The sequence below is a fragment of the Bacillus sp. K2I17 genome (assembly GCF_002209985.1).
Lineage (GTDB): Bacteria > Bacillota > Bacilli > Bacillales > Bacillaceae_G > Bacillus_A > Bacillus_A wiedmannii.
Genome location: NZ_NJGF01000002.1, coordinates 1 through 12305, shown reverse-complemented (window position 1 = coordinate 12305; position 12305 = coordinate 1). Strand labels below are relative to the sequence as shown.

Here is a 12305-nt window from a genome sequence, read left to right as displayed (position 1 = left end):
CCTCTTTAACTTTTATTTCCCAAACATAATTTTACATCAAATAATACTATGTTTAAACACATTTTAATTACATGAACTTACAACATACGTAGCTAAACCTTAATTTTTAAATATAAACATGAAAACCTTTGACTTATGAGTGAAAATAATGTAAATTATCTTTTGGACGAACATTTTTAAACAAAACGAATAAAATATTCGTATTTTAGGGGTGTAAATGATGGAAAACGTATTCGACTATGAAGATATTCAATTAATTCCTGCAAAATGTATTGTAAACAGCCGCTCTGAATGTGATACAACTGTCACTTTAGGTAAACATAAATTTAAATTACCTGTCGTACCTGCAAATATGCAAACGATTATTGATGAAAGAATCGCAACTTATTTAGCTGAAAACAATTACTTCTATATCATGCATCGTTTCCAACCAGAGAAACGTATCTCATTCATTAGAGATATGCAATCACGTGGATTAATCGCTTCTATTAGCGTTGGTGTAAAAGAGGACGAGTATGAATTCGTACAACAATTAGCTGCTGAGCAACTTACCCCTGAATACATCACGATTGATATTGCACACGGACATTCTAATGCTGTAATCAACATGATTCAACATATTAAGAAGCATTTACCAGAAAGCTTCGTTATCGCTGGAAACGTTGGGACTCCAGAAGCGGTAAGAGAATTAGAAAACGCTGGTGCTGACGCAACAAAAGTTGGTATTGGACCTGGTAAAGTTTGTATTACTAAAATTAAAACAGGTTTTGGAACTGGCGGTTGGCAACTAGCTGCACTTCGCTGGTGTGCAAAAGCTGCAAGTAAGCCAATTATCGCTGACGGTGGTATTCGTACACACGGCGACGTAGCTAAATCTATTCGATTTGGGGCGACTATGGTTATGATCGGTTCTCTATTCGCTGGTCATGAAGAGTCTCCAGGGGAAACAATCGAAAAAGACGGCAAACTTTATAAAGAGTACTTCGGTTCAGCTTCTGAATTCCAAAAAGGTGAGAAGAAAAACGTTGAAGGTAAGAAAATGTTCGTTGAGCATAAAGGTTCTTTAGAAGATACTTTAATCGAAATGGAACAAGATCTTCAATCTTCTATCTCTTACGCTGGCGGAACAAAATTAGACTCAATTCGTACTGTAGATTATGTAGTCGTGAAAAACTCTATTTTCAACGGTGATAAAGTATATTAATTTTAAATTTAACTCGAAGGACAAGCATAAAAATGCTTGTCCTTCTTTTTCATACATAGAAATGTAAATTATTTTCATTTTACTGAATTTTCTAGTATCATGTTTTTAGATACTTATAATAAGGGGGATATAACAAATGAAAAATGTAATTGAGAAACGCCATATTCGCACAGAAGTCCCTACTGAACTAACATGGGACCTCTCTGATTTATACGAATCTGATAAAGAGTGGGAAACTGCATTACGTGTATTAACAAACGATATAAAAAAACTTGATGGGTTTAAAGGACAATTACACACTAGCCCCACTACCTTATTACATTGCCTACTTTTAGAAGAAGATCTTTTAATGGAGTTAACAAAACTATACTCATATGCAAATTTAAAAGAATCCACTGATCGTACAAATCCAATTATTCAAGCGAACTCTTCCAAAATTGCTGCTTTATGGACGAAAGTACATACTGCACTGTCCTTTATCCATAATGAAATCCTCTCATTCGACGAAGGAACAATTGAAAAATATTTAGCTGAAGAAACAAAACTCGAACCTTTCCGTAAATCATTACTAGACATCCTACAAAAAAGGCCGCACACGCTCTCTCCTGAAACAGAAGAAGCTCTTGCTGCACTTGGCGAAGTACATAGTTCTCCATACAAAATTTACGGTATGACTAAATTAGCCGATATGGATTTCACCTCCATACAAGACGAAAAAGGAAACGAACTCCCTGTATCATTTTCATTATTTGAAAGCAAATATGAGTTCTCTCCAAGCGTAGACATACGTAGAAAAGCATACTCATCATTTGTTTCCACCTTAAAACGATATAAGAATACAGTGGCAACAACATATGCTACTGAAATAAAAAAACAAGTAACACTCTCTCGTTTACGCAAATTTGAATCTGTTACTCATATGCTTTTAGAACCTCAAAAAGTTCCACTTGAAATGTATAACAATCAACTTGATATTATTTATAAAGAATTAGCGCCTCATATGCGCCGTTTTGCAGATTTAAAAAAGAAAGTATTAGGACTCGATCAAATGCTGTTCTGCGACTTACATGCACCTTTAGATCCCGAATTTAATCCAACCATCACATACAAGGAGGCTGGTAAATTAATTCAAGATTCTTTAAAGGTATTAGGCGATGAATATAGTTCCATTATCGAAAAAGGATTCAAAGAAAGATGGGTTGATCTTGCAGATAACGTAGGCAAATCCACCGGAGCATTTTGTTCAAGCCCATATGGTTCTCATCCATACATTTTAATTACATGGCAAAATACGATGCGTGGATGCTTCACATTAGCACATGAATTTGGCCATGCTGGTCATTTTTATTTAGCAAATAAAAACCAGCGTATTATGAATGTACGTCCATCTATGTACTTTGTTGAAGCACCATCTACAATGAATGAATTACTATTAGCCCAGCATTTATTAGCGACTACTGACGACAAGAGAATGCGCAGATGGGTGATTCTGCAACTACTTGGCACATATTATCATAACTTTGTTACTCACTTACTTGAGGGAGAATATCAAAGAAGAGTATATACCCTAGCAGAAGAAGGAGAAGCACTTACAGCTACAACTTTAACTGAAATAAAAACAAATGTACTTTCGACATTCTGGGGAAATTCTGTAGAAATTGACGAAGGTGCTGGCTTAACTTGGATGCGCCAACCTCATTATTATATGGGCTTATATTCTTACACCTATTCCGCAGGCCTCACTGCATCTACTGCGGTAGCCCAAATGATTAAAGAGGAAGGGCAACCTGCCGTTGACCGCTGGTTAGATGTACTTCGCGCTGGTGGTACGATGAAACCACTTGAATTAATGAAGCATGCCGGAGTAGATATGTCAAAACCAGATGCAATCCGCAGGGCTGTTTCTTACGTCGGTTCCTTAATTGATGAATTGGAACGTTCTTATCAAGAATAAAAAAAAAGCCCTCACTTTATGAGGGCTTTTTTCATATTTATTTTCCAAATCTTTTACGGTATCCACATTTCCTGCATAGCTCTTCGACTGCAACTCTTTTCGAAAATCCATCGACAATGTTTGTTGCTCTTTCACCTTCTATAATATTAGAAAATGAGTCATTATTAATATTCCCAAGGTTAATAATCCCTTCACCATCTAAACAGCAAGGAATAACCGTTCCGTTCGCTAAAATACCCGCTTGATTTCGAAGACCATGACAGAATCCTTTTCCATCATCCTCTTCTTCATGTAATGCCGGCCACTGGAATTCATAGTCTTGATTAATAAAGACACGTTCTGCAATTTTTATACCTTTTCCTGGTGTAAGCTTCTCTTCGATTTGATAAGATAGACCAAACTCATTTTCAATGATGGATAATAAATCTCTATTTTTCTGGATTTCAGCATTTGTTTTATTATCCTGAGTTAAATTCCATAACCGTAGTGAAACAATTAAATCCGATTGACTTGTCGCCTCTTTAATGAAGGAAAGTATACTCCTTACATAACCTTCTTTATCTTGCGAGCCTGGATGCCCATCAAAACTGTGCAGTGAAAAATTCATTTGTCTTAAAGCAGGCTTATTTAACAGTCTATGCCTTCTCTTATTAATTAACGTTCCGTTCGTTGTAATATTAACTTTAAACCCTTTTTCATGGCTCAAATCTAACAGTTGATCTATTTTTGGATGGAGCAATGGCTCACCCTTCACGTGCAAATAAATGTAGTCTGTGTGAGGTTTAATTTGGTCTAATCTTTTAGCAAAATCCTCCACAGAAATGAATTGCTTCTGCCTTTCCGTCGGCGGACAAAAGCTGCACGCAAGATTACATACACTCGTAATCTCCAAGTAAAACTTTTTAAACTTCTTCACCTTTAATTCCTCACTTCTATGACTACTTATACTTTTTCCTCTTCATATTACAACACACTTTTTTATAAATAGAAACATACTTATTTTAGGAAACCTTCGTACTACCTATTAATATTTAAAAGACCATCGGTGGTTTTTGTCCAATGGTCTTTTTTACTCTTTTTATATACAAAAAGTAATTTTATTTATGATACGGTTCCCCACGATTAATACGAAACGCTCTATACACTTGCTCAAGCAATACTAATCGCATTAATTGGTGTGGTAATGTCATCTTTGAAAAAGAAAGAGATTCGTTTGAACGCTTCATTACTTCTGAACTTAGTCCAAGTGATCCACCTATTACAAATGCAACTTTACTCTTTCCATATGTAGCAAGACGATCTAAGCTTACTGCAAATTCTTCTGATGATTTTTGTTTTCCTTCTATTGCTAACGCAATGACATGCGTATCGTCAGAAATTTTATCCAGTATACGTATACCTTCTTTTTCTTTTACAATTAACATTTCTGCTTCACTTAAATTTTCTGGCGCCTTTTCATCTGGCAATTCAATTACTTCTACTTTTGCGTATGCAGATAATCGTTTTAAGTATTCTGCTATACCTTGTTTTAAATATTTTTCTTTTAATTTCCCAATTGAAATAATCGAGATATTCACACTCATTCCCCACCTTACAAACATGTTATCCACATAACTTATCCACATATCCACAATTGTTACCCACATATTGTGTGAGAATCTGTGTTCGATACAACATATGTCGCCTCGTTTTGACAAAATTCACATGTTTTTTTCTCTTTTTCTGAGTTATCCACATTGTTGATAACCGGTGCAACTTCACACTCATCCACAATAATATCTAAAGCTAATTCAACATGTTCTAAACAACAAGGTAAATTCATATTCTTCACCTCACTTTTCTACAATAGAAAACAGGAGGTAGGCCCTCCTGTTTTTAATACTTTTGAATGCCTAGTTTAACCGTTGTTGTTGCTCGTTTTGTACCACGATAAAACGTAAGAGTCATTTTATCATTAATTTTTTTATCATATAAGGCCGTACGGAATCCAATAATATCGCGAACCGGTTTTCCATCTACTGCTACAATCACATCGTGTTCTCGTAAACCAGCATCTACACCTGGCGAAGGACTTTTCACATCTAAAATGCAAACTCCCTCTGTTACATTGCTTGGTAAATGCAATGTTTTTGACCAATGGTAATTTGGAATCTCATTTAACGATCTAAGTTCAATTCCAACATACGGTCTCCTTACTTTTCCATACTTCTCTAATTCATTCATAATTGGAACAGCTCTAGTAACTGGAATAGCTAGTCCAATTCCTTCTACTTCTTTTGCTGCAATTTTCATTGAGTTAATGCCAATTAATTGACCTGCCGCATTTACAAGCGCACCACCACTATTACCTGGATTAATTGCTGCGTCTGTTTGCAATACTTCTACTTGCCAATCGTAATGTCCATCTTGATCCAAATCTACAGGAACAATACGTTCCTTAGCTGAAATAATGCCTTGTGTAACGGTTCCTGAAAATTGCAGCCCGAGTGGGTTTCCAATCGCAATGACCGGTTCTCCTCTACGAACAGTATTAGAATCGCCAATCTCAATTATTTTTTTCACATGCTTTGCATCTATTTCTAGTACAGCCAAATCTGTGACTACATCCGTTCCTAATACTTTTCCCGGAACCTTCTTACCATCACTTAAGCTTACTTCAATACGATTTGCTCCAGCAACAACATGATTATTCGTTACAATATAAGCTTGGCCATCTGCTTTTTTATAAATTACACCCGATCCTGTACCAGCTTCTGAATCTGCCTCTGAAAAATTATCTCGTTGAATATTAATAACGCCAACAACAGCTTCAGACGCACGATCAACAGCATCAACAAAGCTAATCTGTTTAATTCCTTGAGCTTCGGCCATATTACTTCCACTTGCTTCAGCTTGCGGAAGCGCGCCCGCATCATTCGCAAATAAAGGAGCTCCAAATGCAAATAACGAAGCTCCTACAATTGTTCCTGCTATACTAGAAATAACAATACCTTTATGCTTCTTTTTTCTTGCACGTTTCATACGATAATTTTCTTCATCAATAAAGGACATATTTGTTCACCCATCTTCCTGAAAACAACTATATTCACCTTTATTGTTTACTAAAATGAAGAATTATACGTATTGAATTTTTGTAGGCATTTTCGGATCTGTATCGTGAATTTCAAAGGCTTCTCCCACTCCAAATCCTTTTTCCTCTAATACTTGTGATACTGACATACGTGCGAGCTCTTTCATGTTATTATCTAAACTTAAATGAGCTAAATAAATATGTTTTGTCTCATCTGTAATTACATCCGCCATCGCTAATGCAGCGTCCTCATTACAAACGTGACCCACATCACTTAAAATACGTCGCTTAATACTCCATGGATAACGTCCCATACGAAGCATTTCCACGTCATGATTACTTTCAAACACGAAAGCATTAGCACCCTTAATAACACCTTTCATACGGTCACTCACGTATCCCGTATCTGTAATAAGGGCTAACTTTCTATTATTGTTATGAAAAGCATAGAACATCGGCTCTGCCGCATCATGAGAAACCCCAAATGACTCGACCTCAATATCACCGAATGTTTTCACATCCCCAACTGAGAAAATAAACTTTTGCTCAGTTGGGATATTTCCTATTAAATGTTCCATTGCATTCCATGTTTTCTCGTTTGCATAAACAGGTAAATCATATTTACGTGCCAATACACCTAACCCTTTAATATGGTCACTATGTTCATGTGTTACAAGAATACCTGATACATCATTTATATTTAGTTCTGCCTGTTTAAATAAAGCCTCTGTTGCTTTACCACTTAAACCTGCATCGACGAGTAATTTTTTTTCATCTGTTCCTACATATAGCATATTCCCTGTACTTCCACTTGCAAGTACGCTAAAATGCAACCCCATTCTTTCTCACTCCAGTATGTTCATCAACCACTTGATTTTCCCTTTCCCCTAATTCCATAACTTGTCCTTCGATTGCATTTACAAAGAAGTCCTGCTTCTGCTCCGTTTTTAAATTCCATGTTGGAGCGAGTACTTGGTTATTAGAAGTAGATGCGGTAAGGGTGGCATAACCAATTTGTGCTTCTTTTACATGTGTATTCCCATGAACTTTATTTTTTAAATACAGATTTTCTAAAGCTGTTTGAGCAGTAATAATTTCTTGCTGTTTCGTTTTTTCACTTTCGCCCATTTCTTTTAAATCAGTTAGCATCGTCTGCGTGTACGACACGAGTTCATTTTTTTCATTTAATTCCACAACAATCATTGCCTGATCGTTATAGAAAATAGGCTTATCTTTATATTTTTGGAAGAAGTAAATTTTAGAGTCTTTCATCGCCCCAAACTCATACTTTTGTCCATCCAATACATAGTTCTTCAAAAAATCACTATACTTATCTTTGGATAATGATTTTGTATTTAAAAAGGGCTCTTTTAGCTTACTTTCTATCCTGTACATATTTTGTATATGCGCCGTTTGATTCTTTAAAGACTGTACATCTTCTTCTTTAAACGCCTTGTTTTCCGCCCTAATAAATGATTCTTTTTTCGGTTCTTTAGGGAAATTACCCATAGTAATTTTATTTGCTTTTAATTCTTGATCTATCTTTGTTTCTGCAATAAGCTCCAATTGATTACTATCTTGCTTTTGAATGAATTGAAAAATGAGAAAGAGGTCCAAAACAAAAAAGGTCACAATAAATATGGTTTTAATCCGATCCCAATCCATTTAGTCCTCCCTCACTCCACTCATATATTTTTTGTTTACCCGCTTCATCTTCAACAAACTTTACATACCAAATTGGCTGTAGTCGAGCTACTTGCCCATCTAGTGATAATTTGTATCCAATACCAATGTCTTTAATGAATCTTTTATCTACCGCGGCATTATTTTCTAAAGATGCTATTACAACATGACCTGATGGAAGAGTAACCTTCTGTTCTATACCTTTCGTATTTAAAGACAACAACGGTCTTTCATATTCCATTACTTCTTCTGATCCCCATACTTGTCTCAATTCAGCTAATCCATCTGTATTGAATACGGAATATCCATCTTCATGTAAACGGAATACCGTCTGTCCTTTATTCATATAATCCAAACGATATGAATCCAAACTCCCACTGTGACCATTTACAAAATCAAAGCTTTTTTGTAAAAGCATTAAATTATCTGTCGTTTTCTCACTTGAAACAGAAGAATTTTTATACTTTAGCATATGATGATCGTTTTCAATCTCCATGGACCTAATACCATCCGTAAATGTTTCTTTCGATTTCTCGGTAATAGGGCTTAAATAACGTGGGTCACTAAAAAGAGCATTCTTAAATGTATCAACCGCTAAATTAGATGAAATATATGTTATATTACTTAATTCTGTCGTTCCATCTGGTAAAAATAGCTTTTTCATATCATTAATTTGATAGTCAAAATAAGGTTTTGCCGATACTATAAATTGATTTTGTACATTTACAATATCTTTTAAATACACACCACTTAATTTTGCTTCATATATTCTAGAGTTATCACCATCAGAAACAAAATTAATTTTAATTTCTTGATCCCTACTTCTAGAAGGATCAAGAATAATTCGATTAAAATATTTAGGCTTATTTATACTTTTTTCTTTCATATTAAACATAGATTTAACTGCATCAAACGGGATGTTGGTAGGAAAAACAAGTTCAATTTTCCCTTCACCATGCACATAAGAAAGGAAATCAGCCTTAGCAATCGATATCTCTTTGAAATCATGTAATTCCCCTGCTTCCAAAGGTTTATAGATTGATTCTATATCTCCCTCTCTTTTGCTCCCATAATGATTTTTATCTTTATGCACGATGATAGAAGTAGGGCGGACAACATCAGCGATTTTAGTTTGAGTAATTCCTTCATTCCCCTGCACAAATTTTGCATTTTGCATAGACGTGGAATCTGGCACATACGTCCATAAGTTAAAAGTAAGAAATAGGCTAATTACAACTAAATTAATTAAAACTATCGTTTTAACATTTTCCATACTCATTCCCAATCGTCCTCTTCATCTGCTGCCATTGGCAATGTGAAGTAAATAGTTGTCCCTTTTCCTTCCTCACTCTTCGCCCAAATCGAGCCACCATGTGCCTCAATCATTTCTTTTGCAATTGCTAATCCAAGTCCTGTACCACCCATTTGTCTTGAACGTGCTTTATCTACGCGGTAAAAACGTTCAAAGATTTTATCGACGTTTTCTTTGGGAATACCCATTCCTTGGTCACTTACACTAACCTCTAATAATTCCCCACGATCACGTAAGCGATATGTTACTGTTCCACCTTCTGGTGAATACTTTAATGCATTCGAAATAATGTTATACAAAACTTGCGTAATTTTATCCGTATCCATATCAATAAATCGGGATTTCTTAGAGAAAGATCGTTTGAAACTTACGTTTTGCTCTTTAGACATTTCAAAACGATCAATAATATTATTAAAGAAGTCAGTAAAGTCGACCCATTCTTTCATTAAACGATGTTCTGTACTATCGAGTTTAGAAAGTTGCAATAACGCATTTACAAGTCTAATCATTCTTTCTGTTTCTTCTTGTGTAACTGTTAAAAATTGCGGTGCAATATTCGGATCTTGCCACGCGCCGTCCGTAAGTGCCTCTAAGTAACTGCGCATCGTTGTTAATGGCGTTCTTAATTCATGGGAAACGTTTGCCACAAACTCACGGCGTTCCCTCTCTATACGCTCCTGCTCAGTTACATCATATAATACGGCAATTAAACCATTTGCTTTCCCTGTCTCTTTTTGAATAACAGAGAAACTAGCACGTAAAATATATGGCTCATTTCTCGTACTAAAATCTAATAAAACGGAATCAGGCTCTTCGTATAAATGATCGAGCGTAAATTCTTCTTGTATCCCTAATACTTCTAAAACAGATTGATCGAGCGCCGTTTCACGCGAAACATTTAGCATCTTTTCCGCAGGATCATTTAATAAAATAATGTCTCCTTTTCGGTCAGTAGCAATTACTCCATCTGTCATATGTGATAAAACAGATGATAATTTACGTCTTTCACTTTCCGTTGAAGAACGAGCTTGTTGTAATTTTTTTGATAAATTATTGAAAGATAATGCTAATTGTCCTATTTCATCATGGCTATGCACTTTTACTTTTCTTGAATAGTTTCCTTTTGCCATTTCAATCGCTTGTCTTCGCATATCTGAGATTGGTCTCGTAATCGTTTGAGCTAACAAAATTCCAAGTACAGCTGTTACGAGTAATGCAATAACGGTTCCAGTCGCAAAAATTTGATTAATATCCTTCATCTGTTTATAAACATCTTCCATAGATGCAACAATGTAAATAACACCAAGTGCATCCTTGCCGTTATCATCTAGAATAGGAGTAAGCATAACTTGTACACGATGGCCTGTACGACCATCCTTCTCAATTTTCACTTCTGGCTTTTTTTGTACCAATACCCGTTGAACAGCTATATCAGTTGATGTTCTATTTACCTTGTTTTGCTTTGACTCATCTGAAATAGCGAGTAACTTTCTATGCGAATCAAATACACTTACCTCTTGGATATCTTTCTTTCGATCAGAGGCAAATTTTCGAATTGAAGTTTTAATCGTTTCATCTGTTGATTCTGTTTCTGCCTTTGTATAACTTTTTTTAAACTCTTGTTTCAAGTTATATGATAATAAGTTCGTTTGCTGCGTTAAAGAATCTCTAAAGCCTTGTACAAGACTCTTTTCTAACTCTCTTACAAAATATACCCCAATAACTTGCATAGCTATCAATATTAATAGCATATATATGAGTACAAATTTTAAATGAATAGATTGAAAAAAACCAACTTTCTTCATATACTATTCCTGCTCTGGGTCACGCAAGTAATATCCTACTCCACGTCTAGTTACAATTAAAGTAGGATGACTTGGATTATCTTCAATTTTTTCACGTAAACGACGCACTGTTACATCCACTGTACGTACATCTCCAAAGTAGTCATAACCCCAAACTGTTTGCAATAAATGCTCACGAGTCATAACTTGTCCTAAATGTTTGGCTAAATAATGTAGTAGCTCAAATTCACGATGTGTAAGTTCAATATTTTCCTCACGTTTCGTTACACTATACGCATTTGAATTGATAACGATTGGTCCAATAACCATTTCCGTATTTTCTTCTTTTTCTGCAGCACCACCTTGTTGATGGCGACGTAAATTCGCCTTCACACGAGCAAGTAGTTCCCTCGTACTAAATGGCTTCGTTACATAATCATCTGCTCCAAGCTCAAGCCCTAATACTTTATCAATTTCAGAGTCCTTTGCTGTAAGCATAATAATCGGCATTTCTGAGCTTTTACGTATTTCACGGCAAACCTCTAAGCCATCCTTACCTGGTAGCATAATATCTAATAAAACCATATCTGGCTGCTCTTCATTCGCTTTTTCAATCGCTTCATCACCATCATGCGCCATTACAATTTCAAAACCTTCTTTTTCTAGGTTGAACTTCAAAATATCCGCAATCGGCTTTTCATCATCAACTACTAAAATTTTCTTTCCCATCATCGTCTATTTCCTCCTTATAAAGTGAAACTTTAATCGGGCATTTACGTGCAGTTGATCCCGCACCTAACTTCTTTACCTTCGTTGAATTTTTGGGTGGGGTCTTACTGCCCGTTAATGCGGGGTAAAAATATGTTCAATATCCCTAAACACATTGATGTCTACATAGTATGTCCCTATATGGCCGCATCTTTTGCTTAAGTACTTTCTCCTCTATTCTCACAGACTCATGTATGATCCACTTTTACACGGAATCCTATACGATCTATAGAAAAACCTCTAGCTTCAACTGCTAGAGGCTTCTCATTCTATTTTAAAATAACTACTCAATTTTGTAAAATTACACAAATAAAAAGGATATTAAGTGGGCCCACTTAATATCCTGAGAGTGGCTCGGGACGGAATCGAACCGCCGACACGAGGATTTTCAGTCCTCTGCTCTACCGACTGAGCTACCGAGCCAAAACTATATATAAAACCACTAATGGTGGTATAAACAAAAGTGGCGGTCCCGACCGGGGTCGAACCGGCGATCTCCTGCGTGACAGGCAGGCATGTTAACCACTACA

11 protein-coding genes and 1 tRNA gene are annotated in these 12305 nt (G+C 35.8%); 2 read left to right on the top strand and 10 right to left on the bottom strand.

The window, feature by feature from the left end; genetic code table 11:
* Positions 1 to 220 precede the first annotated feature (220 nt).
* Both guaC and pepF read left to right on the top strand, forming a co-directional pair.
* On the top strand, positions 221 to 1204 hold the full coding sequence (gene guaC, locus CER22_RS03510; protein ID WP_000432444.1) for a GMP reductase: 984 nt from the start codon (positions 221 to 223) through the stop codon (positions 1202 to 1204).
* Between the two features lie 136 nt (positions 1205 to 1340).
* Complete coding sequence (gene pepF / locus CER22_RS03505; protein WP_088608189.1) at positions 1341 to 3158, top strand: oligoendopeptidase F; 1818 nt, start codon at positions 1341 to 1343, stop codon at positions 3156 to 3158.
* A 37-nt stretch (positions 3159 to 3195) separates the two neighbouring features.
* On the opposite strand, the gene CER22_RS03500 is transcribed toward pepF, so the two are convergent.
* From CER22_RS03500 to CER22_RS03455, 10 genes are all read right to left on the bottom strand, one after another.
* Complete coding sequence (locus CER22_RS03500) at positions 3196 to 4074, bottom strand: radical SAM/SPASM domain-containing protein (protein ID WP_088608188.1); 879 nt, start codon at positions 4072 to 4074, stop codon at positions 3196 to 3198.
* A 181-nt stretch (positions 4075 to 4255) separates the two neighbouring features.
* Positions 4256 to 4735, bottom strand: coding sequence for a 23S rRNA (pseudouridine(1915)-N(3))-methyltransferase RlmH (gene rlmH, locus CER22_RS03495; RefSeq protein ID WP_001027003.1), 480 nt, complete (start codon positions 4733 to 4735; stop codon positions 4256 to 4258).
* 59 nt (positions 4736 to 4794) lie between these two features.
* Positions 4795 to 4980 (bottom strand): CxxH/CxxC protein, encoded by a 186-nt coding sequence (locus CER22_RS03490; protein WP_001052827.1) that lies wholly within the window; start codon positions 4978 to 4980, stop codon positions 4795 to 4797.
* A gap of 53 nt (positions 4981 to 5033) precedes the next feature.
* Entirely contained in the window at positions 5034 to 6209 is a 1176-nt protein-coding gene (locus tag CER22_RS03485; protein ID WP_048542840.1) for a S1C family serine protease, read from the bottom strand.
* Positions 6210 to 6272: 63 nt separating this feature from the next.
* On the bottom strand, positions 6273 to 7067 hold the full coding sequence (locus CER22_RS03480) for an MBL fold metallo-hydrolase (RefSeq protein WP_000522836.1): 795 nt from the start codon (positions 7065 to 7067) through the stop codon (positions 6273 to 6275).
* Positions 7051 to 7893 carry a two-component system regulatory protein YycI gene (locus CER22_RS03475; RefSeq protein ID WP_088065084.1) on the bottom strand — a complete coding sequence of 281 codons (843 nt, stop codon included), beginning with the start codon at positions 7891 to 7893 and terminating at the stop codon, positions 7051 to 7053. Before CER22_RS03475 ends, CER22_RS03480 begins: the two co-directional genes overlap by 17 nt.
* A complete protein-coding gene (locus tag CER22_RS03470; RefSeq protein ID WP_088065085.1) occupies positions 7874 to 9190 on the bottom strand; it encodes a YycH family regulatory protein in 1317 nt (438 codons plus the stop codon). Before CER22_RS03470 ends, CER22_RS03475 begins: the two co-directional genes overlap by 20 nt.
* Positions 9187 to 11028: a cell wall metabolism sensor histidine kinase WalK gene (walK, locus tag CER22_RS03465; RefSeq protein WP_048542845.1), complete on the bottom strand. Its 1842-nt coding sequence runs from the start codon at positions 11026 to 11028 to the stop codon at positions 9187 to 9189. The genes CER22_RS03470 and walK overlap by 4 nt, the downstream gene beginning before the upstream one ends.
* A gap of 3 nt (positions 11029 to 11031) precedes the next feature.
* Positions 11032 to 11739: a cell wall metabolism DNA-binding response regulator WalR gene (gene walR, locus CER22_RS03460; RefSeq protein ID WP_000971866.1), complete on the bottom strand. Its 708-nt coding sequence runs from the start codon at positions 11737 to 11739 to the stop codon at positions 11032 to 11034.
* Between the two features lie 386 nt (positions 11740 to 12125).
* A tRNA-Phe gene (locus CER22_RS03455) sits at positions 12126 to 12198 on the bottom strand.
* Between the last annotated feature and the right edge of the window lie 107 nt (positions 12199 to 12305).